This window comes from Litchfieldella qijiaojingensis, from assembly GCF_014651875.1.
In the GTDB taxonomy this organism is placed as follows: Bacteria; Pseudomonadota; Gammaproteobacteria; order Pseudomonadales; family Halomonadaceae; genus Litchfieldella; species Litchfieldella qijiaojingensis.
In genome coordinates this window covers 55,414-79,777 of the sequence record NZ_BMXS01000016.1, presented here as the reverse complement: position 1 = coordinate 79,777, position 24,364 = coordinate 55,414, and the positions used below count along the sequence as shown (strand labels likewise).

The following is a 24,364-nucleotide window of genomic DNA, read 5'->3' as shown; positions in this document are numbered from 1 at the left end:
CGGTGATAGGCAATGGAGGAAAGCCATGGAACCGTTGATGGCCGTGGTGATCGGCATTCTCTATGCGGCGGCGATTTACATGATGCTGCGCCGCTCGATCGTCAAGTTGGTGATCGGTCTGATGCTTCTGTCCAACGCGGCCAATCTACTCATCTTTACTTCTGCCGGCTTGACCCGGGGGGCGCCACCCCTGGTGCCCGAGGGGCTCGCCGAGCCCTTGGGGAAAGTCGCCGATCCCTTGCCGCAGGCGTTGGTGTTGACCGCCATCGTGATCGCTTTCGGAGTACTGTCCTTCGCCGTGGTACTGATTCGCCGAGCCTACGAGATCGTCAAGGCCGACGATTTGGACAAGATGAAGGATACCGATACGTGAGCACTGAAGTCGCGCTGCCCATCCTGATCCCGTTGCTGTCGGGAGTGGTCTCGCTGCTGTTCTGGCGGCAGCGTTTGGTGCAGCGCTTCGTCGCCGTGGCCGGTACCGGCAGTCTGCTGGTGAGCGGCCTGTGGTTGCTGTCGTCGGTGAGCGAGCACGGCATCCTGGTCATGCAGATGGGCAACTGGCAGGCTCCCTTCGGTATCAGCCTGGTCGCCGATCTGCTCGGTGCCATCATGGTGGTGATGACCGGCATCATCGGCTTCGCGGTAGCGCTCTATTCGCTGGCCACTACCGGGCGTGGCCATGAGGCCTTCGGTTACTTCCCACTGATGCATCTGTTGCTGGCCGGCGTCGCCGGGGCTTTTCTCACCGGCGATATCTTCAATCTCTACGTCTGGTTCGAGGTGATGCTGGTGGCGTCCTTCGCGTTGCTGATCCTCGGCGGCGAGAAGGCGCAGATGGAGGGCGCCATCAAATATGTGACCCTCAACCTGCTGTCTTCGGTGATTTTTCTCTCCGCGGTGGGGCTGCTCTATGGCTTGGTGGGGACACTCAACATGGCCGATATCGCCCAGCGCCTTGGGCAGGTCGAGGGGAACGGCATGGTTGATGTGCTGGCCGTGATGTTCATGGTGGCCTTCGGTATCAAGGCGGCCGCCTTTCCGTTGTTCTTCTGGCTGCCGGCGTCCTACCATACCCCGCCGGTGGCGGTATCGGCGCTGTTCGCCGGTCTGCTGACCAAGGTCGGGGTCTATGCCCTGTTCCGGGTCTTTACGTTGATCTTCAACCAGAATCCCGATTATACCCACGAGATCCTGCTGTGGGGGGCTGGGGTGACCATGCTCTCGGGGGTGTTGGGCGCGACGGCTCAGTTCGAGTTCCGGCGTATCCTGTCGTTCCATATCGTCAGCCAGATCGGCTACATGATCCTGGGCCTGGCGCTGTTCACGCCGCTGGCGATCATTGGCGGTGTCTTCTATATCGTGCACCACATCATCGTGAAGACGAATCTGTTCCTGGTCAGTGGCTTCGTCAACCGCCTGTGTGGCAGCTATGAGCTCAAGCGGCTGGGTGGGCTATATCGGAGCCATCCCTGGTTAGCGGTACTGTTCTTGATCCCGGCGTTGTCACTGGCGGGTGTGCCGCCGCTGTCGGGATTCTTCGCCAAGTTCATCGTGATACGGGCCGGTATCGAGACCGAGGCCTATGGCGTGACCTTCATTGCCTTGCTGGTGGGGCTGTTGACGTTGTATTCGATGATCAAGATCTGGGCCGAGGTCTTCTGGAAGGCGCCACCCGAGACTCGAAAGGATGAGCCGGAAGTCGCCCCCATCGGCCAACGCGAACTGTGGCAGATGTATCTGCCTATCGTCGGTCTGGCGCTGTGTACCCTGTTCATCGGCCTCTATGGGCAGCCTATCTATGCCCTGGCGGAAGCATCGGCAGAGCAATTGCTGGACCCCACGCGTTATATCGAGGCCGTCATGGGGCGTTCGACGGGGGTGACACCATGATCGGCGCGGCCTGGAATCTGTTGTTGGCCTTGGCCTGGGTGGTCCTGACCGGCGATTTCAGTGGCCCCAATCTACTCGCGGGTCTGGTGTTCGGTTATGTCACCCTGGCATTGATTCAGTCACAGGTCGAGGCACTGGACGGCTACTCCCAGCGCTTGCCGCGTATTGTGATGTTCGTCGGCTTCTTCCTGGGCGAACTGGTCAAGGCCAATCTGCGTGTGGCTTTCGACATCGTGACGCCGCCCTGGTACATGAAGCCCGGCGTGATCGCCATGCCGCTCAAGGCGGAGACCGAATTCGAGATCACTTTCGTCGCCAACCTGATCTCGCTGACACCCGGTACCCTGAGCCTGGACGTATCCGACGACCGCCGGGTGCTGTATATCCATGCCATGTTCCTGGATGATGAGCCGGAGTTGCGTCGAGGGTTGGCAGAGCTAGAGCGACGTGCCTTGGAGCTGTTTCGCTAAGGATGTTACGCACCGAGGAGGTCATGTGGACATCGTGATCGGCATAACCCTGGCGCTGATGACGCTGGCGATGTGCCTGGCGTTCGTACGTCTGGTCAAAGGACCAACGCTACCGGATCGGGTGGTGGCGCTGGAGCTGTTCTCGACGCTGATCGTCGGCGTCATTGGCGTCATCGCCATCATGACCGACGTGGCCAGCTTTCTCGATGTGACCATCGTCATGGCGTTGATGGCTTTTCTGGCGTCCATTGGCTTCGCCCGCTTTCTGGAACGCGGAGGACCGCAGGATGATTGAGGTGATCAAGGGGGCGTTGTTGCTCACCGGAGCCTCCTTCATGTTGCTGGCGGCCGTAGGGGTATTGCGTTTGCCGGATCTGTTGACGCGCATGCATGCCACCACCAAGGCCGCCACTCTGGGTGTGGCACTGGTGATGCTGGCCGTGGCACTGCATTTCGCCGAGGTGGCGGTGGTTGCCAGGGCCTTCGGTGTCATCGTCTTCGTGCTGATGACAGCGCCGGTTGCCGCTCATGTCATCGGGCGCGCCGGTTATTTCTTGGGAACCAAGTTGTGGAGCGGCACGGTCAAGGATGAGCTGCGTCCCAACTACGACCCCCTGACCCACGAGTTGAAGAGCGGTTTGGAAACCAAGGCCAACGCGCAACGCCTGCCTCAGGATTCCGACACCCGGTGAGCCGAGTTATCATGCACCGACCTCTTCGCGACTCGGACGGTCGGCACCCTTCGTCCGGCCTGACGAGCACGCTCACAAGGATGACCATGCGCAAGATTCTGATCCCATCGCTGCTGTTGATGGCCCTGGCCGGTTGCCAGGCCACTCCTGAAGGCTCCCGGCCGGCGGCCGCCAAGGTCACGCCGCAGGCGCACGAAACGACGCCTTCCCCCGCTACCGCATCCGCGGCAGTCGACGATTCCCAAGTGGTCGTGCGACCTGCCAGTTTCGCGGCCTGGGTCACCGATTTCCGTGCCCGCGCACGTGCCGAAGGCATCGACGAAGCCACTCTGGCGGCAGCCTTCGACAGGGTGAGCTACCAACCGAGAGTCATCGAGCTTGATCGCTCGCAGCCGGAGTTCGTACGTCCGATCTGGGAATACCTGGATATCGCCGTATCATCGACGCGGATCGACCAAGGGCGTGCCAAGCTCTCCGAGCATGGCGACACCGCTCGAGAAATGGAACGTCGCTACGGTGTGCCTCGGGAAATCGTGACGGCCATCTGGGGGATCGAGAGTAATTACGGCAGCAATTTCGGTAGCTTCTCGACCATCGATGCGCTGGCCACCCTGGGGTATGACGGCCGTCGCCCGGATTTCGCTCGCAACGAGCTGATGTCGGCGCTGCGCATCCTGGAGCGAGGCGATATCAGTCGTGAGCGCATGCAGGGATCGTGGGCCGGGGCCATGGGGCATACCCAGTTTCTGCCATCCAGTTTCGAACGTCATGCAGTGGATGGCGATGGTGACGGACGCCGTGACATCTGGGGCAGCATTCCCGATGTCATGGCCTCCACCGCCAACTATCTTGCAGAGGCCGGCTGGCGCTCCGGTCAGCCCTGGGGGGGGGAAGTCGTGCTACCGGATGGCTTCGACTATTCCCGGACCGAGCTTTCCACCCACCTGTCCAGCCAGGAGTGGGCGTCACAGGGTGTGCGTCCCTTGGCTGGCGGGGCCTTGCCGAATTTCGATTCTGCCTCGGTGATCGCTCCCGCCGGTGCGCAGGGTCCGGCGTTTCTGGTCGGCCCCAATTACCGGGCCATTCTGCGGTATAACAACGCCACCAGCTATGCTCTGGCGGTGGGGACGCTCGCCGATGGAATCGCTGGGCGTGGTACGGTAGCCCAGTCTTGGCCCCGTCACGAACAACCGTTGTCGCGCAGTCAGGTGCGTGAAATGCAGCAGCGGCTCAACGCCCAGGGCTTCGATACCGGGACGCCGGATGGGGTGATGGGCCCCAATACGCGTCGCGGGCTGCGTGAATACCAGCGTAGCATCGACCACATACCGGATGGCTTCGCCACCCGGCGATTGCTGGAACGGCTGCAGTCAGAACAGTCGTGACAGCAGCGCCGTGACCGCCGTTTCCACGCGCAGGATGCGTCCGCCCAGGTGAATGCCATGGCAGCCGGCTTCGAGCAGCCGCTCGACTTCATAAGGAATGAAGCCGCCTTCCGGGCCGATAACCAGCAACGTGGGCTCGTCGATGCCACGCGGACAGGCATCGCGCATGCCGGGGTGGGCCAGTAGCCCACGACGATGCTCGAGCAGGCCGGGCAGGCGGTCTTCGACGAAGGGTTTGAAGCGGGTCGCCAGGTTCACCTCGGGCAGTACGGTGTCACGAGCCTGTTCGAGCCCCAGCACCAGGTGCTGATGGATCTTCTCGGGCCTGAGTTCCGGGGATTGCCAGTAGCTTTTTTCCACCCGCCGGGTATGCAACAAGGTGATTTGCTTTACCCCCAGGGCAGTGACATGTTCCAGTGAGCGTGCCAGCATGCGCGGTCGTGGCAGGGCGAGTACCAGGTGCACCGGCAGTGGTGGGGGAGGGGATTGATCGAGTCGATCGACCTCGAATCGTGCCTCGTCGGCGTCGAGCTGGGTCAATCGTCCCCGGCCGAGCTTGCCGCCGACCACGCCCAGCGTCAGTTCGTCGCCAACGTTGGCGCGGTGCACTTCGCGCAGATGACGCAGGCGGCGTGGGTCGCGAACCACGGCGCAGTGGTCGTCGAGAAGGTCTTGGGCGGCGAGCAGGATCAGGTTCATGGGGACTCGATGCACGCGGATTGGCTTGAAAGCTTAGCGCGGTGCACAATAGCAGCAAAGACGACAAATCAGGAGCAGCGCCGTGCGCGTGATTCGCAAATATGCCAATCGTCGGCTCTACGATACCGAGCAGAGCCGCTACGTGACCCTCGAGGACCTGCGTCGGCTGATTCTGGATGAGGTGCCGTTTCGCGTCGAGGATGCCAAGACCGGTGAGGATCTGACCCGAACGATCCTGTTGTCGATCATCATCGAACAGGAGCAGGCCGACAGCGAAGCCGAAGTATTCTCCAACGGCCTGCTGGAGCAGTTGATCCGTGTCTATGCCATGTCGCAACCGCTGCCGCTGGCGCGTTATCTGGAGCAGGGCACGCGCCTGATGCTGGAACAGCAGCAGCGCATGCAGGATCAGTGGCAGCAGGCCATGCAGCATTCGCCGATGGAGCTCATGCGCGAGCTGGCCGAGGAAAACATGCGCTTCTGGCAGCAGACCATCAATCAGCGCAGTCGCAAGGACGACGACGAAGACTGAGCGTGCGAAGCTCGCGGGAAGAGGCGATCACTTTCTGGCATAATACGCCGATTTTCCATAACCATCGATCAAGGTTTCCCAGATGAAGGTTCTGATCATCGGCGGCGGTGGCCGCGAACATGCCCTAGCCTGGAAAGTCGCTCAGTCCGCGCAGGTGGAAGAGGTCTACGTTGCCCCGGGCAATGCCGGTACGGCACAGGACCCGGGGCTGACCAATGTGGCGATCGAGGCCAGCGACCTCGAGGGGCTGGAAGCCTTCGCCCGCCGCATCGGAATCGACCTGACCATCGTCGGCCCCGAGGCACCCTTGGTCGCAGGGGTGGTCGATCGTTTCCAGGCTGCTGGTCTGGCCATCTTCGGTCCCACTCAGGCCGCGGCTCAGCTCGAGGGTTCCAAGTCCTTCACCAAGGATTTCCTGGCCCGTCATGGTATTCCAACCGCCGAATATCGGACCTTCACCGCCGTGGAGCCGGCATTGGCCTACCTGGCCGAGAAAGGCGCCCCCATCGTCATCAAGGCCGACGGTCTGGCAGCCGGCAAGGGGGTGATCGTGGCCATGACCGAGCAGGAAGCGGAGGCCGCGATTCGTGACATGCTCGAGGCAAATGCCTTCGGCGATGCCGGGGCACGTGTGGTGATCGAGGAGTACCTGGAGGGCGAAGAGGCCAGCTTTATCGTCATGGTCGATGGCAAGACCGTATTGCCCATGGCCACCAGTCAGGACCACAAGCGTGCCCTCGACGGCGACGCTGGCCCCAATACCGGCGGCATGGGAGCCTATTCGCCGGCGCCGGTGGTGACGCCGGAGGTGAACCAACGGATCATGGACGAGGTCATCCTGCCCACCGTACGCGGCATGGCCGACGAGGGCCATCCCTATACCGGCTTTCTGTATGCCGGCTTGATGATCGATGCTGAAGGTGCACCCAAGGTCATCGAATACAATTGTCGTTTCGGCGACCCGGAGACCCAGCCAATCATGCAGCGCCTGCGATCGGACCTGGCCTCTTTGTGCCTGGCCGGTGCCCAGGGGCGCCTGGCCGGCGAGCGTTGCGAGTGGGATCCTCGCCCAGCCGTTGCGGTGGTGATGGCCGCCGGTGGCTATCCTGGAGAGTATCGCAAGGGCGATGTCATCGAAGGGCTCGACACGGTGGATAGCCTCGATTGCAAGGTGTTCCATGCCGGTACCGCCCATGACGACAAAGGCCGAGTCGTCACCAGTGGAGGGCGCGTGCTATGTGTGTCTGCCCTGGGCGAGAGCGTGTCGCAGGCACGCGATACGGCGTACCGGGGAGTATCGGCCATTCACTGGCCTGATGCGCACTATCGGCGCGATATCGCCCATCGGGCCATCGCCAGAGAGACTTGACTCGGAGCGTTGTCTGATGTCGCGGGAATATCCGATCATCGCTGTGACTGGCTCCTCGGGGGCCGGTACCACCACGGTCCGGCGTACCTTCGAGCGCATGTTTGCCCGCGAGGACGTGCATGCCGCCATGGTCGACGGCGACGCCTTTCATCGCTATACCAAGGATGAACTGGCGCGGATCTTTCGCGAGGAACCCGAGCGCAAGGACGAACTGTCGCATTTCGCCGTTGAAGCTAACCTGCTCGACCGGCTCGAGGCGTTGTTCCAAGAGTACGGCGAGCATGGCACCGGTACCTATCGACACTATATCCATGCCGAAGACAAGCGCATGATCGAGGGTGGCCACCGGGTCGGTACCTTCACCGACTGGCAGCCGCTGCCCTGTGGCACCGACCTGTTGTTCTACGAGGGCCTGCATGGCGGGTTGGTGTCCGCCGAGCATGACATCGCCCGCCACGTGGATCTGCTGGTCGGGGTGGCTCCGACCATGAATCTGGAGTGGATCCAGAAGATCGACCGCGACACCAAGCTGCGTGGCTATTCCCAGGAGGCGGTAATCGATACCATCCTGGGGCGCATGCACGATTATGTGCGTTATATCCAGCCGCAGTTCTCGCGTACCCATATCAACTTCCAGCGCGTCCCTACGGTGGATACTTCCAACCCCTTCGAGGTCCAGGATATCCCCACCGATGCCGAGTCCTTCGTGGTGATCCGCTTCCGCGATCCCTCCACGGTGGACTTCCCCTATCTGCTGGCGATGATCCAGGACTCCTTCATGAGTCGCCCGCATACACTGGTAGTGCCGGGAGCCCGCATGCCACTGGCCATGGAACTGATTCTCGCACCGTTGGTGCGGCACCTGCTTGCTCAGCGACGTTTTCGCTGAACTGGCTTGGCATCTCGGGTGAGGCATGGCAAGACGCAATAAGGTGACCATTACCGACATCGCCAAGCATGTGGGCTTGACCAACATGACGGTGTCGCGTGCCTTGAACAAACCTGACAAGGTCAAGCCGGAGACACGAGAAAAGATTCTCGCCGCGGCTCGGGAACTGGGGTATGTCCCTAACGCTTTCGCCAGCCACCTCAGAAGTCGCGAGAATCGCTTGATCGGCCTGGTCACAGCGAGTGTCGACAATCCCTTCTATAGCGAGGTGATCAAGGCGATTTCGCGTGATGCGAAGAAGCAGAACTACACCATCATGCTCATCGATACTGATGGCGCGCCGGAACTCGAGGAAGTGGCGATCGAGACCCTCCTCAGTTACCAGGTGGCTGGTATCATCCTGTCTCCCGTCTCCGACGATGCGGAGTATCGTCCCGTCTATCTCGATCGACTGCGTCAGGCCAGGTTGCCGGTGGTGATGCTGGACCGTACCTTGAACGTTGCTGATTTTAGTCGCGTCGTACTGGACAACCACCGTGCGGGAAGATTGCTCGGCGAGCAGTTGGTGAAGCAAGGCATCCAGCAGGTGCTGGCATTGACTGGCCCTCGTGGCTCGCAGATCACGCAACAACGCCTGGCTGGTCTCAAGGGGGCCTATGACGCTGCTGGTGTCACCTTGACGCTTGAACAGCGACCGGGTGACTACACCCTTCAACCGGCTTACCGCGACATGGCCGACTATCTGCGTCGAGGTGCGCTTCCCCAAGCCGTCTTCGGTTTTAACCAACTGATTACGCTGGGTGCGATGCGCGCCTTGCACGATGCCCATGTTTCCCGGGACGATGTTCTCGTGGTGGGTGTCGATCGCCTTCCATATGCCGATATTTTCGATGTATCGGTGCCGTGTGCCGTTCATGATACCTACCAGGCGGGACACGAAGCGATTCAATTGCTCTTCGAGCAGATCGACGACCCCGCCACTGCCGCCCGCGAGGTCGTGATCTCTGCCACTCTATTGCGCTAGTCCCGGAGGTGGGGGCTTCCGCCCGCCACCGTGCAGCGTCCATCGCCCTTTTGACCACTCGAGCCGTGACCGTTGGAAAGCACGAAGCGGTTAGGGTCAGGCGGTTATCGGGTCAGAGGCTCGCCAGCCGGTCCGCGATCAGGTCCTCAAGACGTTCCTGGTCCTCGGCGAAGCGACGGATGCCTTCGGCCAGCTTGTCGTTGGCCATGGCGTCCTGGTTGTGGCCCCAGCGGAACTCGGGTTCACTGAGCGTTGCCGGGCGCGGGCCGCCGCTACGGGTCATGAGCACCTTAGGTTTCACCTCACCATCGGTGGCGGCCAGTTCCTCGAGCAGGGTCGGCGAGATGGTCAGGCGCGGGCAGCCGGCCAGCGCCAGTACCTGGCCGGTGGTGCGGAAGCTGGCGCCCATCACCACGGTGTCGTAACCGCCCTGGCTGACCCGTTGGCAGACGCCGCGCACGAACTGCACGCCGGGGTCGGTATCGGCAGTGAAGTCCTGGCCGGTCGCCTGCTGGTACCAGTCGCTGACCCGGCCGACGAACGGCGAGACCAGGAACACTCCGGCATCGAAACAGGCCTGGGCCTGGGCGTCGCTGAACAGCAGTGTCAGGTTGCACTGGATGCCATCCTTCTCGAGCACCTCGGCGGCACGGATGCCTTCCCAGGTCGCGGCCAGCTTGATCAGCACCCGGTCCTTCGCCACGCCGCGTCGTTCGTAGCGCTCGATCAGCTCGTGGGCCTTGCGGATGCTTGCTTCCATGTCGAAGGACAGTCGGGCGGCCACCTCTGTGGACACCCGGCCTGGTACCGCGCGGGCGATCTCCGCGCCCATGGCCACGGCGAGTTCGTCGACGGCCTGCTCGACCTGGGGCTGGCGCTCGCCGCCCGTCGCCTTGATCGCCGCGAGCACCTCGTCGATCAGCGCCTGATGGCCGGGCAATTCGAAGGCCTTGAGAATCAGCGAGGGGTTGGTGGTGGCGTCCTGGGGCTGGTAACGGCGGATGGCGTCGAGATCGCCGGTATCGGCTACCACCAGGGAGAAGCATTTCAGGGTGTCGAGCTGAGAAGGCATATCGTCGGGTTCCATTGGAGATAAGAAAAGGGGACTGGGATGGCCGGATAACAAGATATCAGTGGGCGGTATAGCCACCATCGATAGGCAGGCAGGTACCACTGATCATCGAAGCGGACCGGCTCAGCAGAAATGCCACCGGCAGTGCAACTTCCCGGGGGGTGGCGAAGCGTCCCAAGGGAATCGCGGCAAGCATGGGATCTCGCTTGGCGGGATCCGACCAGGCACGTTCGGCCATGGGCGTCAGGGTTACCGTCGGATTGACGCTATTGACGCGAATGCCCTTCGGCCCCAACTCGAGGCACAGTACGCGTGTCATGGCATCCATGGCGGCCTTGGATGCGCAATAGCCGAGGTGACCTTCGAGCGCGACCATGGCCGCTTGGCTGGAGACGTTGACGATGCTGCCATGGCGTCCATGAGCGAGCATGTTGGCCGCCGCTTCTCGGGCCACGATGGCGGCCGCACGCACGTTGGTGGTCATCAGGGCGTCCAGGTCCTCAGCCCTCACCCGAAGCGCGGATTCGAGTCGCGAGATGCCTGCGCAGTTGACCAGACCATCAAGGGCGGGCATCTCGGCGAAGGCCTCGGATACCGCGGCCTCATCGGTAATGTCGAGTGCCAGGGTACGTGCTCCCAACTCCTGCTCGAGTTCGACGAGCTTGTCCCGGTTACGACCGAACAGCACCAGCTCTGCGCCGAGTTCGGTGAGCGACCAGGCGATATCGAGCCCGATACCGCTGGTCGCTCCTGTGACGAGTATGCGTTTTTCCTGGAGTTCGAAGTTCATGGCGCGTCCTTCAATCGGTCACTGCTGAGCTGATCGTATTGAGCCGGTGCATGACTGGCTTGAGAGTCGGATAGAGCTGGCAATACAACGCGAAGAGTTCTTCGTAGCGACGCGCTGCCTCGTCGGATGGTTTTGCACGTTCGATCAAGGTTCCATGCTGCAAGGGCTGGTCGAGGTCGAATAATCCGATGGCCTGTCCTGCCAACAGGCCGGCCCCCAGGGCCGCCTCCACATCCTCGCGGTAGGTGTAGACCGGCATGCGAGTCACGTCGGAGATGATCTGCATCCATAGATCCGACTGGGTGGCACCGCCGACCACGATGAGTCGGGGGTCGAGGGTTACCCCTTGCCGCACCCCCGCTTCCATGTTGTGGCGCAGGGCGAAGGTCACGCCTTCCAACACGGCGCGATACAGGTGGTGGCGGCGGTGATACAGGCTGAGGCCGATGAAACCGGCACTGGCATGGGCATCCCATACCGGGCTGCGCTCTCCCATCAGATAGGGCAGGAACAGCAGGCCATCGGCACCCGGGGGCAGCTCACGGGCAAGCGACTCGAGACGCTCGAAGACGCTGCTACCATCCCCGGCGGCGGCCTTGTCCTCGCCGCAGAAGGTATCGACGAACCAGCTGACCGACGCTCCGGCGGTCAGGGCACCGCCAAAGGTATACAGGTCTCGGTCACCGTTAAGCACATGCGGCATGCTGATCAACCCCTGCCCGGCATCAAGGCGTTGGTTGATCACTCCCCAGCACATGCTGGTGCCGATCATGGCGACGTGATTGCCGGGCCGGGTCGCACCCGCCGCTAGCGTGGCCATCGCCGCATCGACGCCACCGGCGACCACGGGGATGCCATCGCACAGGTCTAGCGAGTCGGCCAGCGCCGGCAGCAGGCCGCCGACAGTCGCGCCCGACTCGACCAGTCGGGTGGGTAGCTTGTCTCGGTCGAGGTCCAATGCATCGATCATTTCCGCTGACCAGTCGCGCGCCGCCAGGTCGTAGATGCCGCCGATATTGCCGGCCGAGCTGTGATCGATGGCGATTTCGCCACTCAGGTGATAGTTGATATAGCTGTTGGGCGGCAGCAGGTAGCGGGTGCGTGACCAGACTTCGGGGCGCTCGGCCTTGAGCCACATCATCTTGGTGAACCCGTAATAGCTGTCCACCCCATTGCCGGTGACGGCTTCTAGGCGAGAGAGGTCGAGATGCTCCTTGACCCACTGGACCTGGGCCTCGGCGCGCCGGTCCATCCAGATCAGACAGGGGTGCACGGGGCGGATGTCAGCATCGACCGGAATTCCCGAGCCACCATAGAGGCTGCTGACACACAGACCCTTGACGCCACGGCGATCTATCCCGGGGGTTGCCAGGCAGGCGCGGATGCAGATGAGCACGGCATCCCACCAGACGTTCGGCCACTGTTCGGCCCAAAGTGGCCTGGCGGTGTCGACGCGGTAGCCATGGCTATGCTGGGCCAAGATCCGGCCATGGCGATCGATCACCATGGCCTTGGTACTCTGGGTACCGATATCGATGCCTATGACGGTATCCATGTCGATCTCCTTCACGGCTTGAGGATGACCTTGATCGAGTCGGTGGAGTCGGCGAGGTCGAAGCCGTGGCTAAAGTCGTCGAGGGACAGGCGGTGAGTGACGATGCCCTTCGAGGTGATCAGGCCGCGAGCGAATAGGTCGATGGCGATCGGATAGGTGTAGGGCGCCAGGTGGGCGCCGCGCACATCCAGTTCCTTGCGGTCGCCGATGATCGACCAGTCGACGCTGGTTTCCTTGCCGAACACGCTGAACTCGACGAAGCGCCCCAGCTTGCGGATCACGTTGAGGCCTTGGGTCACCCCCACCGGAACTCCGGTGGCTTCGATGTAGACGTCGCAGCCGTAGCCGTCGGTGACGGCCTTGATCTCAGCCTCGACGTCGTTGCGGGCGGGGTTCAGGACCATGTCGGCGCCGAACGTCTTGGCCAGTTCCAGGCGCTCGTCGACCATGTCGACCACGATCAGTTTGCGCGGCGTCTTGAGGTGGGCGGCCTGGACCATGCCGAGGCCAATGGCGCCGGCACCGGCGATCACCACCACGTCGTCGAACTGGATGTCGGCGCGGTTGACCGCGTGGATGCCACACGACATGGGTTCGATGAAGGAGGCATCGTCATCGCTGACTGACTCGGGGATACGGTGCACTCGGCCGGTCGGGCCAACCTTCAGGTACTCGGCCATGCCTCCCTCGGCAACCACGCGCTGGAAGCCGTGAATATTGTGCACTTCGCACATCCAGTACTTGCCCGAGGTGCAGTAGCGGCACTTGTTGCAGGGCACGATCTGCTCGGCGATGGCGCGATCGCCCAGCGATACGCCGAAGTGCTCTCCGGCGCCCTCGCCGAGTTCGACGACCTCGCCGAAGAACTCGTGGCCAGCGGCTACCGGGGCCTTGACCCAAGGGGCATCGCCTTCCCAGAACATCGCCGCGCCGGAGCGGCACTTGCAGTCGCTGGCGCAGATGCCGCAGGCGACGATCTTGAGAATCATCTCATTGGGGCCTGCGCTCGGGATGTCGCGCTGCTCCAGGCGGTAATCGTAGGGGCCGTGGCAGACGACGGCTTTCATCTGGTCTTGCTGGCGGGGCATGATAGAGCTCCGATATGTCGTGGATGGAACGAGTCGTTTTCTGGTGACGCACGAGGGTCAAGGCGTGCGCTTGCGGCTGATGTAGATGGCCAGCAGGATGATGCAGCCCTTGATGACGTTCTGGAGGTATGGCGATACTCCCATCAGGTTGAGGCCGTTGTTTAGGACGCCGAGTAGCAGGGCGCCAACCAGCGTGCCGAGGATCATGCCGCGACCACCGGTGATGGCGGCGCCGCCCAGTACCACGGCGGCGATGGCGTCGAGCTCGAAGCCGACCCCAGCATTGGGTTGGCCGCTCATCAGGCGCGAGGTCAGGATCAGTCCGGCAATGGCCGCGGTCGTGCCGCTCAGGGTGTAGACCAGCAGCTTGTAGCGCGAGACACGGATGCCGGACAGTCGGGTGGCTTCCTCGTTGCCGCCGATGGCATACAGGTAACGGCCAGTGGCGGTATGGCTGAGCAGTACATAGCCGATGGCATAGACGCCAATCATGATCAGGATCGGCATCTCGATGCCGGCCAGGCTGCCGCGCCCGAAGAAGGCGAATTCCTGAGGCAAGCCGGAAATGGGATAACCCCCGGTATAGATCAGCCCCAGCCCGCGGGCGATGCCCATGGTAGCCAGGGTTACGATGATCGGTGGCATGCCGGCGAAGGCGACGAAGACGCCATTGGCGGCGCCGAAGGCGGCACCCACCAGTAGCCCGATCACGATGGCCAGTACTGGCGGGACGCCGGCGACCATGAGGCCGGCCATGACCGTACCCGAGAGGGCCATCACCGGACCAACCGACAGGTCGATACCCCCGGTGAGAATGGCCAGGCTCATTCCGGCGGCGATGATGGCGATGATCGACGCTTGGCGAGCCAGGTTGACCATGTTGCTCGAAGTCAGGAAGTTGTCATTGATCACCGCCATCGCGATGAACACGACAATGAAACCGATCAGTGGGTAGAAGATAGGGGTGCGGCGCCACCGGGCCAGTCGCAGGCTGAGTGACTGATAGGCGGTGCCAGGTGTTGAGGCGAGCTGGCTCATGAGCTGAGTCCCCCCGTGGCATGATGCATGATGGATTGTGAGTTGAGGTCTTTGCCCTGCAGTTCGGCGGCAATCCTGCCGTGGTAGAAAACTGCGGCGCGGTCACACAGGCCGAGCACTTCGGGTAGTTCCGAGGAGATCATGATGATCGACACGCCTTGGGCGGTGAGCTCCTTCATTAGGGTATAGATCTCGGACTTGGCACCGACGTCAATGCCGCGAGTCGGTTCGTCGAAGATCAGGACCTTGCACTGATGGCCCAACCAGCGGGCAATGACTACCTTCTGCTGGTTGCCGCCACTGAGATCGCTCACCGGGGTTTCGGGGCTGGGCGCCTTGACGCGGACTGCTTGCATCAATTTACCGGCGGTGTGTGATTCCTGGCGTCGTTTGATCAGTGGTAGCGCCCCCCGGAATTGCGTCATATTGTTCAAGGAGATGTTGTCGCGACACGAGAACGGCAGGATCAGCCCCTGAGTCTTGCGGCTTTCCGGCAGCAGACCGATGCCCTGCTCGAGGGCCGTGGCGGGATGGCGCAGCCTGACCGGTTTGCCTTCCACGCGCACCCTGGCGTAAGCGGGACGGGTCGCGCCGATCAGTCCCATGGCCAGTTCCGTCCGTCCGGAGCCCACCAAGCCGGCAAAGCCGAGGATCTCGCCGCGGTGCAGCTTGAGCGAGTGTTCGGGACTGTTGGTGTCGAGGCGCAGAGCTTCGATGTCCAGCACCACATCTTTCCAGTCGGCATCGCAGCGGTGCTCGGGAAAGATGTTCTCGACGCGCCGGCCGACCATCTTTTCGATCAAGTCATCGGCGGTGGTCGACTCGATGTCGCAATCATCGATCTTCTCGCCATCACGCATCACAGTGACGCGATCGCAAATGGTGAAGATCTCCTCCATATGATGCGAAATGAACACCATGCCGACCCCTTGGTCGCGCAACTCGCGCATGATGGTGAACAGGTGGTCGGCTTCGCTCGGTGTCAGTGTCGCGGTCGGCTCGTCGAGGACCAGGATGCGGGCATTCAGCGACAGTGCCTTGGCGATCTCGATGAACTGCTGGTCGGCGACGCTCAGCTCGGCGATCGGGCAATCCAGCGGGATCGATACCTTGAGTCGCGTGAACAGCTTGGCGGCTTCCCGTTCCATGCGCCGGCGATCGCGCAGGCCGACACCGTTGCGCAGTTCGCGACCCAGGAAGATGTTATCCACGGCATCCAGGTCGGGGATCAGACTGAATTCCTGAAAGATGATGCCCACACCGGCCTCCAGGGCATCCTGATAGCCGTGGAAGTCGCAGGCCTTGCCGTCGATGACGATCTTGCCCTCGTCCTGGCGGTAGATACCGCAGAGGATCTTCATCAGGGTCGATTTGCCGGCCCCGTTCTCGCCGAGCAAGGCATGCACCTCGCCGGCGTGGACATCGAGCGACACATCGTGCAAGGCCCGGACCCCGGGGAACGACTTCGAGATGTGTCTCAGGGAAAGTAATGGTGTCATGGGGATACCCTCGTGTGCCGCCGCTGGCGGCACACGTTGTCAGCGTCTGCGGTAGGGATTACCAGCTGAAGTTGGCGGCTTTTTCTCGATCGATCAGTTCCACATCGATGGGAATTTCCGCGGGTGCGGTGCTGGCACCCCAGTGCTTGGCCAGGCCCAGGCCGAGACCCAGGCGCACCATGTCGCGGGGGTATTGCGCCGAGGTGGCGATGAAGGCGGAATCGGGACGCTTGATTGCCTCGATGGCTTCGGGATGACCGTCGACGCTGACCAGCTTGATGTCCTTGCCGCCGGCTTCGATGGCGATCAGCGCCCCCAGGGAACCGATGTCATTGACGCTGAACAGGCCGTTGAGATCGGGATGAGCCTGGATGATGTTCTCCGTCACCGTCATGGCATGGGTGCGTTCCTGGCGCCCATTCTGCTTGTCGACGATCTCGATGCCGGTGTATTCGTCGAGGGCGGCCGTGCAGCCTTCGATGCGCTGCAGAATCGGCACTACCGGAATGCCGTCCAGCAGGGCTACCTGGCCTTCACCGCCGAGTTGCTGGGCCAGGTAGTCACAAGCCTTGTAGCCGGCGTCGAAGTTCTTCGAGCCCACGAAGCCGTCCACGGGACCGTTGGCTTGAGCATCGATCGCGACTGTGGTTACGCCGGCTTGCTCGGCGGCCAGCACCGCCGTTTCGACACCCACCGAGTCAGTGGGGTTGAGCAGCAGGATATCGATGCCGCGCTGGACCATGTCCTCGACGTCGTTGACTTGCTTGGCCACGTCATGGCGGGCATCGGTGATGATTAGCTCGGCCCCGAGGCTATCGGCAGCGGCCTCTAGCGCCTCTTGCATGGTCACGAAGTACTGGTTGTTGAGCTCTTGAAAGGACATGCCGATTTTCAGGCTATGGTCATCGGCCACCGCGGTGCCCGTGGCCATGGTGGCCGAGCAGGCGGCGATGAGGGCGGTCTTGCAGAAATATCCTGTGATCTCGCGGAATGTCATGGTGTGCTCCAGGCTTGTTCTTGTATCGCTTGTGGGGTGAGTGGGTGCTGACATCACATAAATGTTAACGTCAACATTTCGCAGGCTAGGTGGCTCCTGATGGTAGGTCAACAGGCTTTCGACCAATGTCTAGTTCGGCAAGCGGGGCCCTGTCTGGCACCGATGACAGAGCATATGGACTGACAACAGTGCCGTGCGAGGGTAACCTCTTGCCCTGACGGCATCATTCAGCCTCAATTCGAACTGGAGTGATCCATGGACTGCTTGTTCTGCAAGATCATCAATCGCGATATTCCCGCCGACATCGTCTATGAAGACGAGGATGTTCTGGCGTTCAACGACATCAATCCCCAGGCGCCGACTCATGTGCTGCTCGTCCCCAAGCAACATGTCGCCACCTTGAATGATCTGGAGGAAGACAATCTGCCGCTGGTGGGGCGGTTGTCGTTCGCTGCGGCCAAGCTGGCCAAGGAATACGGCTTTGCCGAGGATGGCTATCGAGTGGTACTGAATTGCAATGAAAAGGGCGGCCAAACGGTCTACCATATACATATGCACCTGATGGGCGGTCGGCGCTTCACATGGCCGGCTGGGTAGCTGGCGCCGTTCGACCCGAACGAGGCGCGGCGAATCAAGCGGACGACGCATCGGTGCATCCTGTTTACCGTGAGGCCCCGTTTTCGGGGCCTCGTTCATTCCGAGCCAAGGGCAAGGTAGAATGGTTGCCATCAGCCACAGGGATGCCACCATGACGCGTCAGCTTTCACGTGCCGACCGCTTGATCCATCAATTCGATACCGTGCTGCGAACCCTGGTGCCCCACGCGGCCCAGCCGTCACGGCCGTCACCGGCGACGGATATCGTCGACGAACCGATGAACGAGGCCGAACGCGAGCATGCGGTGGGATTGATGCGCATCAACCACACGGGCGAGGTATGCGCCCAGGCGCTCTATCAGGGCCAGGGGTTGACCGCCAAGCTCGCGGACATGCGCGAGCAGATGGAACAGGCTGCCCAGGAGGAGATCGATCACCTGGCTTGGTGCGATGCCCGCCTACAGGAGCTGCATGGCCACACCAGCGTGCTGAATCCGGTGTTCTATGCCGCTTCCTTCGGATTGGGTGCCGTGGCCGGTGCGGTGGGCGACCGGGTCAGTCTGGGCTTCGTCGCCGCCACTGAAGAGCAGGTCGGCAAGCATCTCGACGATCACCTGCGACAAATGCCTGCCGGCGACCGCCGCTCGCGGAAGATACTCGAGCAGATGCGCGAGGACGAGGCCCATCACGAACGTTGGGCGCTGGAAGCCGGTGGCGCACGCTTCCCATTGCCGGTGAAGTTGGGCATGCGTCTGATGTCCAAGGTGATGACCAAGAGCGTTTATCGAATCTGAGGGGTAAGAGAGGAAGGCGCAAGAAAGAAGAAAACCCCGTCAAGCTGTGCCTGGCGGGGTTTTCGATTCCTGGACGAAGCTATCCTTGTCTTCCGTCTTCCGTCTTCCGTCTTCCGTCTTCCGTCTTCCGTCTTCCGTCTTCCGTCTTCCGTCTCAGTCCAGGTTGCGCGAGTAGAAGATCTCGAGCATTTCCTTGCGCAGGCGGTCCTCGATATTGCGAGCTTCCTCGAACGTGAGGTCGCGGCTCGATGTGCCGAACAGGTAGTTGTTCAGCTCGAAGTCCTTGAGCAGCATCTTGGTGTGGAACATGTTTTCCTGATAGACGTTGACATCGACCATCTGGTAGGCGTTCTTGGTGTCCTCGGCCAGGTAGTCCTGGATCGAGGTGATGTCGTGGTCGATGAACAGCTTCTTGCCGTCGACGTCGCGAGTGAAGCCTCGGACGCGGTAGTCCATGGTGACGATATCGGAGTCGAAGCTGTGGATCAGGTAGTTCAGCGCCTTCAGCGGGCTGATCATGCCGCAGGTCGAGACGTCGATGTCCAGGCGGAAGGTGCTGATGCCGTTGTCGGGGTGCGACTCGGGATAGCTGTGCACCGTCACATGGCTCTTGTCCAGGTGGCCGACCACGGTTTCCGGTAGTGGACCCGGCCCTGGCTCGACCTGCTCCGGATTGGTCTCGTCCAGTTCGTGCTCGGCAATCAGGATGGTCACGCTGGCGCCATGGGGCTCGTAATCCTGGCGAGCGATATTGAGCACATGGGCGCCGATGATATTGGTCACATCCTTCAATATCTGCGTCAGGCGCTCGGCGTTGTACAGCTCGTCGATATAGTCGATATAAGCCTTGCGCTGCTCTTCGGTCTTGGCATAGCAGATATCGTAGATGTTGAAGCTCAGCGAGCTGGTCAGGTTGTTGAACCCATGGAGTCGGAGATTATCGGTCACTTCCGAGCCTCCCTGATGGTAGGTGAGTGCTACCCGACGAGCCTGCGCCGGAACCCACATCGAAAACGAGAAATCCATGGCCGAACGGGATATTCCGGCATCATGAATCTACGTCTTCGTTGGTGAACGAAGCCGCGTATTATGCACATCCCGCGCGGGCGGCGCACCCGCCCGAGAAGATTTTTTTGTCACGGTCGCGGCCGACCGCCTCACTTCGCTCAGTCCTCGACAATAGTATAGGAATGTGACACTTCGACACCGCCTCTGGCGAGCATGATCGAGGCGCTGCAATACTTCTCCGCGGATAGCTCCACGGCACGCTTGACGTGGGCCTCCTTGAGCCCCGTGCCGCTGACCGTGAAGTGCACGTGAATCTTGGTGAACACGCTAGGCGTCTCGTCGGCGCGCTCGGCCTCGAGGCTCGCCACGCAGTCGCTGACCGGCGCGCGCGACTTTTCAAGGATCTGCAGCACGTCGAAGGCAGTGCAGGCGCCCATGCCCATCAGCATCATTTCCATGGGTCTTGGACCGGTATTGCGTCCGCCGTGCTCGGGGGGGCCGTCGATGACCACGCTATGGCCGCTCCCCGACTCAGCGACGAACTGGCGACCATCGGTCCACTTGATACTGGCTTTCATGGGCAGGGGTTCCTTGGTAGAGGTGAATGTCATTATCGCTATGGGCGCAGCATAGCACCGCTGGGGCACCGGGCTCAGCCGCGAGATTGGTTCGTGTCGCTCAGCCAGGCGTCGAGCCGTCGCAGACGCTCCGGAGTGCCGACATCGATCCACTGGCCGCGATGGTGGCGGCCTCCCACGCGGCCGTCGGCGATGGCGCGACGCAGCAGCGGGGCCAGGGCGAAAGCGCCGGGTGGCCGGTCGGCGACCAGCGCCGGGGCGATCAGGCTGATTCCGGCGAAGGTCAGGCGCGGCGTGCCTGACTCGTGCACTCGGCAGTTGGTATCGAGATGGAAATCGCCTTCGGGATGATGATCGGGGTTGTCGACCAGCCACAGGTGGGCCAGGTCGTTGCCTAGTTGCGGCAGATCATTCAAATCGGCATCGCACCAGATGTCGCCGTTGACCAGCAGGAAGGGGGCTTCACCCAGCAGGGGCAGTGCCTGGCGAATGCCTCCGCCGGTTTCCAGCGGCGAGTCCTCGCGGCTCCAGGCAATGGAAATCCCGTGCTGGTGGCCATCGCCCAAGGTGTCGATGATTTGCTCGGCACGATAGCTGACATTGATCACCACCTCGTGGATGCCGGCCGCGGCCAGGCGTTCCAGGTGATGTACGATCAACGGCTTGCCGGCCACCGGCAACAGTGGCTTGGGGCAATGGTCGGTCAGGGGGCGCATGCGTGTGCCGAGGCCAGCGGCAAGGATCATGGCCTTCATGATGCCCCTCCTGTGGTGATGCCGCGGCATTGTAGCTCGGCATTCAACGCTGGGGCGAAGGAATCCACGAGCCAGGCACTGACGTCATCGAAGACTGGCCAAGGGGCCAGGCTGTCCTGCAAGTGAGCGAGGAAGTGTGGCAATCGTGCCAGATAGCCGGCCTTGTTGTCGCGTAATGTCAGCCGGCAGAAGATGCCAAGTACCTTGAGCGAGCGCTGGGCGGCCATGGCGTCGGCCAGGTAGCGGAATGTCTCGGTATCGATGTCGCTATCCAGGCGGCCGTCAGCGATTGCCCGCCGACGAAAGGCCTCGATCCAGGCTGCGTAGCGAGCCTCGTTGAAACGGCAGTAACGGCCACGCAACAACGAGATCAGGTCGTAGGTCAGTGGGCCGGCCACTGCATCCTGGAAATCGATCAGATACAGGGCATCATCGCGGACCATCAGGTTCATGGCATCGAAGTCACGATGCACTGCGACGCTCGGCTGTCGCAGGGCATCATCGATCAGGGTCTGGCGCAGCTCATGCCAGGTGCTGGGGGGAGTGATACCCAGCAGTCGCTCGAGGCACCATTCGGGAAACAGGTCGAGTTCGCGTCCCAACAGCGCCTCGTCATAAGGAGGAAGTGTCGCGATCGGCGCGTGTGACTGGAGCCGTTCGAGCAGTTCGATGGCACGCTCGTGCCAGGCCAGGGTCGCCGGGTCGTCGATGCCGGTAAAGTTCTGTTGCAGAGCGGTGTCGCCTAGGTCCTCGAGTTCCACGAAGCCGGCTTCCTGATCCGCGATGTAGAGGTGCGGTACCGGGAGCCCCGCCCGTCGCCATTCCTGGGCGATGGTCACGAAGCGGAGTGTGTTGTCGCTTTCCTGGAACGGCGGTGCGTCCATCACCATACGGGTGCCGCCGTCGGGCAGCGTCAGGCGGAAATAGCGGCGAAAGCTGGCATCGCCGGCGGCCAGGCGCAATGAGACGTCGGATGGGGCCAGGGCTTGGCGCTGGGCGATCCAGTGGCGCATCTTGTCGAGTCGCTCGGGGGGAGTGGCCTGTAGCATCCTCGGTCCTTGCTCGGGTGATCTCGGTTGACGGACTGATGGCAGCGCCGCATGCTGGCCCCTGCCGTGCTCAAGGCGAGGCTATGCAGGGAAGACGTGCAACGTGCGGCCTGTATAATACCGATTCCATTCGTCAAGGACACCGAGGAAGATGGGCAAGCGACACTACTGGACTGTACTGGCCGGAATGGTAAGTGGTATCGGCCTGTCGATCAGCCCTGTTTTGGCCGCACCTCCAGAGCCCTTGCCCGCCGGCATGCTGGATTGGCAAGCGTGGGGAGAGGACGTGCCCCCCGACGCACTGTGTCGCGGTCGTTACGTGATGCCCGAGTACCGGCTGCCGCCCGGTGACGTTCCCGCACAGGTGCGCGCGGTGTCCGATACCGCCAGCTACGGTGCGGATGGTGAGACGATTCTCGGCGGCGAAGTGATCCTGCGTCGTAACGACAGTCAGCTCGAAGCGCCCCAGGTGCGGGTCAATGCCGAACGCGACCGTGCCTTCGCCTCGGGCCCGCTGGCATTGCGCGATCAAGGCCTGTTGGTGCGCGGTGATGATGCCGAGGTATCCCTCGAAAGCGATGCCGCCCAAGTCGATACGGCCCACTATGTGGTTCATGACCATCGCCTGCGGGGCGATGCCCAGCGGCTGCAGCGCCTGGAAGATGGTCGCTATCGCTTGACCGAGGCAAGTTTCACCACCTGCGAGCCGGGCGACGACCTATGGCGCCTGGTCAGCAACGATATCGTGCTCGATCGTGAGAGTGGTTTCGGTACGGCCCGTCATGCGCGCCTGGAGGTCAGTCGGGTGCCGGTCTTCTACTGGCCTTGGGTGCGTTTCCCCATCGATGACCGCCGCCAGACCGGCTTCCTGTGGCCGGCATTGGGGCTGTCCAGCGATTCATTCGACTACGCCCAGCCTTACTACCTCAACCTGGCACCGAACTATGATGCCACCATCACCCCACGCTGGCTCACCGAGCATGGGTTGTTGCTGGGAGGGGAATTCCGTTACCTGTTCCCCAGCGATGCCGGTACGTTCGAGGGAGCCTTCCTGTCCAGCGACAAAGGGGGCAGCGACAGAGACCCCGATGTCTCTTCGCGACGCTTCGAGGGCGAGGACCGTTGGTACGTCGACTATCAACATGTCGGTCGCTTCTCGCCACGCTTGCGCTACAACCTGCGCTATGGCAGCGCCAGCGACGGCCGTTACTTCGACGATTTCGGGCGCAGCTTCGGTGAGCGCGAGACCAACAATCTGCTGCGCCTGGCACGGCTCGACTATCGTGGCAGCCTGTGGCAGCTCGAGGCGCGTGCGCAAGGCTTCCAGAAACTCGAGGAGCCGCTGCTCGATCGCAACAAGCCGTTCTACCGGCTGCCGAGCCTGACCGCCAATGCACGCTGGCGCCAGGACAACGGCTTCTATCAACAGTGGCGCTCCAACGCCACCTACTTCTGGCGTGACGTTGACGAGACACGCGTACCATTGCGCGAGTCGGCCGTTGGCGGCCGGCTGCACCTGTCGCCGGCAGTGGGCTGGCGCGCCGAGCCGAGCTGGGGCTTTCTCGAGCCGCGTGTCGAGATGCTGCATACCGCCTACGAGCTCGATTATGGCGAGCGCCAGACCGACTTCGACACGACGCCGTCACGCACGGTGCCGGTATCGACCGTCGATGCCGGCTTGATTTTCGAGCGTGAGCTCGACATCCGTGGCGAGGGCTATCTCCAGACCCTGGAGCCGCGACTCAACTATGCTTACGTGCCGACCCGCGACCAGAGCGAGTTCCCCGATTTCGACACTGACGAGCGGGCGTTCTCCTGGAATCAATTGTGGTCGCCATATCGCTTCACCGGCTCGGACCGTGTCGGCGACCTCAACCGCCTCTCCTACGCGGCCACCACCCGGTTTCTCGAGGACGATACCGGCCGCCAGCGCTTCTCCCTGGGGGTGGGGCAGGCGGTGTTCTTCGACGACCGTACGATCGACATAGCCGGGGACCCCGATACCCTGCCTCCCGAGCGTAACTTCGAGCGGTTCTATCAGGCTACCCGTGAGCGCTCGCCAGTGGTCACGCGGCTCGACTGGCAGGTCACCGACCGCTGGAGCACCCGCTACGAGTGGCTGTACGACGACGATCTCAGCCGCACCGAGCGGAGTTCGGTCGGACTACGATATCGTGACCCTCGCGGGCATGTGTTGAACCTTGGCTATCGTTGGGAGCTCCAAGGGTTCGATCCTTCCGGTGACGCGGAGGATCGGCTGGGCTTCAACCGCGAGGATTACGACGTTTCCTTCGCTTATCGACTCAATCCGCGTGTGGACATGATCGGTCGCTTTCTCTACGACAACACCAACGACCGGGCTCTGGATCAGCTTGCCGGGGTGCAATGGAACGACTGCTGTTACGGCGTGCAGCTCGTGTGGCGGGAGTGGATCGAGGATAACGATACCGCCAATACCATTGAGGACGATTTCACCGACCGTGGTATCTTCCTGCGCTTCGTCTTCAAGGGACTTGGCGGTGTGGGGCAAGGAGCCGACACCTATTTCGAAGAAGCCATCCCCGGCTATCGGGCCACTGCCTTCTGAGATGCCCG

Annotated in this window: 25 protein-coding genes; 13 read left to right on the top strand and 12 right to left on the bottom strand. The window is 62.1% G+C overall.

The genetic code is table 11. The annotated features are described in order from the left end of the window. Positions 1 to 25: 25 nt before the first annotated feature. From IE093_RS15115 to IE093_RS15090, 6 genes are all read left to right on the top strand, one after another. Entirely contained in the window at positions 26 to 373 is a 348-nt protein-coding gene (locus tag IE093_RS15115) for a Na+/H+ antiporter subunit C (RefSeq protein ID WP_189470614.1), read from the top strand. Continuing rightward, entirely contained in the window at positions 370 to 1,890 is a 1,521-nt protein-coding gene (locus IE093_RS15110; protein ID WP_189470612.1) for a Na+/H+ antiporter subunit D, read from the top strand. The genes IE093_RS15115 and IE093_RS15110 overlap by 4 nt, the downstream gene beginning before the upstream one ends. After that, complete coding sequence (locus tag IE093_RS15105) at positions 1,887 to 2,360, top strand: Na+/H+ antiporter subunit E (RefSeq protein WP_189470610.1); 474 nt, start codon at positions 1,887 to 1,889, stop codon at positions 2,358 to 2,360. Before IE093_RS15110 ends, IE093_RS15105 begins: the two co-directional genes overlap by 4 nt. Before the next feature lie 25 nt (positions 2,361 to 2,385). Next, complete coding sequence (locus IE093_RS15100) at positions 2,386 to 2,655, top strand: MrpF/PhaF family protein (protein WP_189470609.1); 270 nt, start codon at positions 2,386 to 2,388, stop codon at positions 2,653 to 2,655. Then, a complete protein-coding gene (mnhG, locus tag IE093_RS15095; RefSeq protein WP_189470606.1) occupies positions 2,648 to 3,052 on the top strand; it encodes a monovalent cation/H(+) antiporter subunit G in 405 nt (134 codons plus the stop codon). The genes IE093_RS15100 and mnhG overlap by 8 nt, the downstream gene beginning before the upstream one ends. 86 nt (positions 3,053 to 3,138) lie before the next feature. After that, on the top strand, positions 3,139 to 4,437 hold the full coding sequence (locus IE093_RS15090) for a lytic murein transglycosylase (protein ID WP_229803616.1): 1,299 nt from the start codon (positions 3,139 to 3,141) through the stop codon (positions 4,435 to 4,437). On the opposite strand, the gene IE093_RS15085 is transcribed toward IE093_RS15090, so the two are convergent. Further along, positions 4,423 to 5,136 (bottom strand): 16S rRNA (uracil(1498)-N(3))-methyltransferase, encoded by a 714-nt coding sequence (locus IE093_RS15085; RefSeq protein WP_189470605.1) that lies wholly within the window; start codon positions 5,134 to 5,136, stop codon positions 4,423 to 4,425. The genes IE093_RS15090 and IE093_RS15085 overlap by 15 nt on opposite strands. An 82-nt stretch (positions 5,137 to 5,218) precedes the next feature. Here IE093_RS15085 and phaR point away from each other — a divergent pair, with 82 nt between their 5' ends. From phaR to IE093_RS15065, 4 genes are all read left to right on the top strand, one after another. Further along, the gene (gene phaR, locus IE093_RS15080; protein WP_189470603.1) at positions 5,219 to 5,668 is read left to right on the top strand and encodes a polyhydroxyalkanoate synthesis repressor PhaR; all 450 of its coding nucleotides are present in this window, start codon (positions 5,219 to 5,221) and stop codon (positions 5,666 to 5,668) included. An 82-nt stretch (positions 5,669 to 5,750) separates the two neighbouring features. Next, entirely contained in the window at positions 5,751 to 7,037 is a 1,287-nt protein-coding gene (gene purD, locus IE093_RS15075; RefSeq protein ID WP_189470601.1) for a phosphoribosylamine--glycine ligase, read from the top strand. A gap of 16 nt (positions 7,038 to 7,053) precedes the next feature. Beyond that, the gene (locus IE093_RS15070; protein ID WP_189470599.1) at positions 7,054 to 7,926 is read left to right on the top strand and encodes a phosphoribulokinase; all 873 of its coding nucleotides are present in this window, start codon (positions 7,054 to 7,056) and stop codon (positions 7,924 to 7,926) included. Positions 7,927 to 7,951: 25 nt separating this feature from the next. Beyond that, positions 7,952 to 8,950, top strand: coding sequence for a LacI family DNA-binding transcriptional regulator (locus IE093_RS15065; protein WP_189470597.1), 999 nt, complete (start codon positions 7,952 to 7,954; stop codon positions 8,948 to 8,950). Between the two features lie 112 nt (positions 8,951 to 9,062). Here the strand turns inward: IE093_RS15065 and tal are convergent, their stop codons facing one another. From tal to IE093_RS15030, 7 genes are read right to left on the bottom strand one after another with little or no spacing between them, the layout of a single operon-like run. Further along, complete coding sequence (gene tal, locus IE093_RS15060; protein ID WP_189470595.1) at positions 9,063 to 10,022, bottom strand: transaldolase; 960 nt, start codon at positions 10,020 to 10,022, stop codon at positions 9,063 to 9,065. Between the two features lie 58 nt (positions 10,023 to 10,080). After that, complete coding sequence (locus IE093_RS15055) at positions 10,081 to 10,812, bottom strand: SDR family oxidoreductase (protein WP_189470593.1); 732 nt, start codon at positions 10,810 to 10,812, stop codon at positions 10,081 to 10,083. Between the two features lie 10 nt (positions 10,813 to 10,822). After that, complete coding sequence (locus IE093_RS15050; protein ID WP_189470591.1) at positions 10,823 to 12,367, bottom strand: FGGY-family carbohydrate kinase; 1,545 nt, start codon at positions 12,365 to 12,367, stop codon at positions 10,823 to 10,825. 11 nt (positions 12,368 to 12,378) lie between these two features. Next, a complete protein-coding gene (locus tag IE093_RS15045; RefSeq protein WP_189470589.1) occupies positions 12,379 to 13,455 on the bottom strand; it encodes a zinc-binding dehydrogenase in 1,077 nt (358 codons plus the stop codon). A 57-nt stretch (positions 13,456 to 13,512) separates the two neighbouring features. Further along, positions 13,513 to 14,493, bottom strand: a complete 981-nt coding sequence (locus IE093_RS15040) for an ABC transporter permease (RefSeq protein WP_189470587.1) — start codon at positions 14,491 to 14,493, stop codon at positions 13,513 to 13,515. Next, a complete protein-coding gene (locus tag IE093_RS15035) occupies positions 14,490 to 15,992 on the bottom strand; it encodes a sugar ABC transporter ATP-binding protein (protein WP_189470585.1) in 1,503 nt (500 codons plus the stop codon). Before IE093_RS15035 ends, IE093_RS15040 begins: the two co-directional genes overlap by 4 nt. A gap of 58 nt (positions 15,993 to 16,050) precedes the next feature. After that, positions 16,051 to 16,989, bottom strand: a complete 939-nt coding sequence (locus IE093_RS15030; RefSeq protein ID WP_189470583.1) for an ABC transporter substrate-binding protein — start codon at positions 16,987 to 16,989, stop codon at positions 16,051 to 16,053. Positions 16,990 to 17,244: 255 nt separating this feature from the next. On the opposite strand from IE093_RS15030, the gene IE093_RS15025 reads away from it, so the two are divergent. Both IE093_RS15025 and coq7 read left to right on the top strand, forming a co-directional pair. After that, positions 17,245 to 17,586 carry a histidine triad nucleotide-binding protein gene (locus IE093_RS15025; protein ID WP_189470581.1) on the top strand — a complete coding sequence of 114 codons (342 nt, stop codon included), beginning with the start codon at positions 17,245 to 17,247 and terminating at the stop codon, positions 17,584 to 17,586. A gap of 151 nt (positions 17,587 to 17,737) precedes the next feature. Beyond that, entirely contained in the window at positions 17,738 to 18,379 is a 642-nt protein-coding gene (coq7, locus tag IE093_RS15020; RefSeq protein ID WP_189470579.1) for a 2-polyprenyl-3-methyl-6-methoxy-1,4-benzoquinone monooxygenase, read from the top strand. Positions 18,380 to 18,532: 153 nt separating this feature from the next. Here coq7 and speD read toward each other — a convergent pair whose 3' ends face one another. The 4 genes from speD to IE093_RS15000 form a co-directional block, all read right to left on the bottom strand. Continuing rightward, a complete protein-coding gene (gene speD / locus IE093_RS15015) occupies positions 18,533 to 19,327 on the bottom strand; it encodes an adenosylmethionine decarboxylase (RefSeq protein WP_189470577.1) in 795 nt (264 codons plus the stop codon). Positions 19,328 to 19,545: 218 nt separating this feature from the next. Further along, positions 19,546 to 19,965 (bottom strand): OsmC family protein, encoded by a 420-nt coding sequence (locus tag IE093_RS15010; protein ID WP_189470575.1) that lies wholly within the window; start codon positions 19,963 to 19,965, stop codon positions 19,546 to 19,548. Between the two features lie 74 nt (positions 19,966 to 20,039). After that, on the bottom strand, positions 20,040 to 20,720 hold the full coding sequence (murU, locus tag IE093_RS15005) for an N-acetylmuramate alpha-1-phosphate uridylyltransferase MurU (protein ID WP_189470573.1): 681 nt from the start codon (positions 20,718 to 20,720) through the stop codon (positions 20,040 to 20,042). Beyond that, entirely contained in the window at positions 20,717 to 21,769 is a 1,053-nt protein-coding gene (locus tag IE093_RS15000) for an aminoglycoside phosphotransferase family protein (RefSeq protein ID WP_189470571.1), read from the bottom strand. The genes murU and IE093_RS15000 overlap by 4 nt, the downstream gene beginning before the upstream one ends. Positions 21,770 to 21,920: 151 nt before the next feature. Between IE093_RS15000 and IE093_RS14995 the strand changes: the two genes are divergently transcribed. After that, a complete protein-coding gene (locus IE093_RS14995) occupies positions 21,921 to 24,356 on the top strand; it encodes an LPS-assembly protein LptD (RefSeq protein WP_189470569.1) in 2,436 nt (811 codons plus the stop codon). Positions 24,357 to 24,364 lie beyond the last annotated feature (8 nt).

Excerpts from the sequence above, each read along its gene's own strand:
- IE093_RS15055 (WP_189470593.1), bottom strand. The coding sequence starts at position 10,812 with ATGAACTTCGAACTCCAGGAAAAACGCATACTCGTCACAGGAGCGACC.
- purD (WP_189470601.1), top strand. The coding sequence starts at position 5,751 with ATGAAGGTTCTGATCATCGGCGGCGGTGGCCGCGAACATGCCCTAGCC.
- coq7 (WP_189470579.1), top strand. The coding sequence starts at position 17,738 with ATGACGCGTCAGCTTTCACGTGCCGACCGCTTGATCCATCAATTCGAT.
- IE093_RS15045 (WP_189470589.1), bottom strand. The coding sequence starts at position 13,455 with ATGCCCCGCCAGCAAGACCAGATGAAAGCCGTCGTCTGCCACGGCCCC.
- IE093_RS14995 (WP_189470569.1), top strand. The coding sequence starts at position 21,921 with ATGGGCAAGCGACACTACTGGACTGTACTGGCCGGAATGGTAAGTGGT.
- murU (WP_189470573.1), bottom strand. The coding sequence starts at position 20,720 with ATGAAGGCCATGATCCTTGCCGCTGGCCTCGGCACACGCATGCGCCCC.
- IE093_RS15000 (WP_189470571.1), bottom strand. The coding sequence starts at position 21,769 with ATGCTACAGGCCACTCCCCCCGAGCGACTCGACAAGATGCGCCACTGG.
- IE093_RS15030 (WP_189470583.1), bottom strand. The coding sequence starts at position 16,989 with ATGACATTCCGCGAGATCACAGGATATTTCTGCAAGACCGCCCTCATC.
- IE093_RS15035 (WP_189470585.1), bottom strand. The coding sequence starts at position 15,992 with ATGACACCATTACTTTCCCTGAGACACATCTCGAAGTCGTTCCCCGGG.
- IE093_RS15090 (WP_229803616.1), top strand. The coding sequence starts at position 3,139 with ATGCGCAAGATTCTGATCCCATCGCTGCTGTTGATGGCCCTGGCCGGT.
- IE093_RS15010 (WP_189470575.1), bottom strand. The coding sequence starts at position 19,965 with ATGAAAGCCAGTATCAAGTGGACCGATGGTCGCCAGTTCGTCGCTGAG.
- IE093_RS15085 (WP_189470605.1), bottom strand. The coding sequence starts at position 5,136 with ATGAACCTGATCCTGCTCGCCGCCCAAGACCTTCTCGACGACCACTGC.
- IE093_RS15115 (WP_189470614.1), top strand. The coding sequence starts at position 26 with ATGGAACCGTTGATGGCCGTGGTGATCGGCATTCTCTATGCGGCGGCG.
- IE093_RS15040 (WP_189470587.1), bottom strand. The coding sequence starts at position 14,493 with ATGAGCCAGCTCGCCTCAACACCTGGCACCGCCTATCAGTCACTCAGC.
- tal (WP_189470595.1), bottom strand. The coding sequence starts at position 10,022 with ATGCCTTCTCAGCTCGACACCCTGAAATGCTTCTCCCTGGTGGTAGCC.
- IE093_RS15065 (WP_189470597.1), top strand. The coding sequence starts at position 7,952 with ATGGCAAGACGCAATAAGGTGACCATTACCGACATCGCCAAGCATGTG.
- IE093_RS15025 (WP_189470581.1), top strand. The coding sequence starts at position 17,245 with ATGGACTGCTTGTTCTGCAAGATCATCAATCGCGATATTCCCGCCGAC.
- IE093_RS15105 (WP_189470610.1), top strand. The coding sequence starts at position 1,887 with ATGATCGGCGCGGCCTGGAATCTGTTGTTGGCCTTGGCCTGGGTGGTC.
- IE093_RS15050 (WP_189470591.1), bottom strand. The coding sequence starts at position 12,367 with ATGGATACCGTCATAGGCATCGATATCGGTACCCAGAGTACCAAGGCC.
- mnhG (WP_189470606.1), top strand. The coding sequence starts at position 2,648 with ATGATTGAGGTGATCAAGGGGGCGTTGTTGCTCACCGGAGCCTCCTTC.
- IE093_RS15070 (WP_189470599.1), top strand. The coding sequence starts at position 7,054 with ATGTCGCGGGAATATCCGATCATCGCTGTGACTGGCTCCTCGGGGGCC.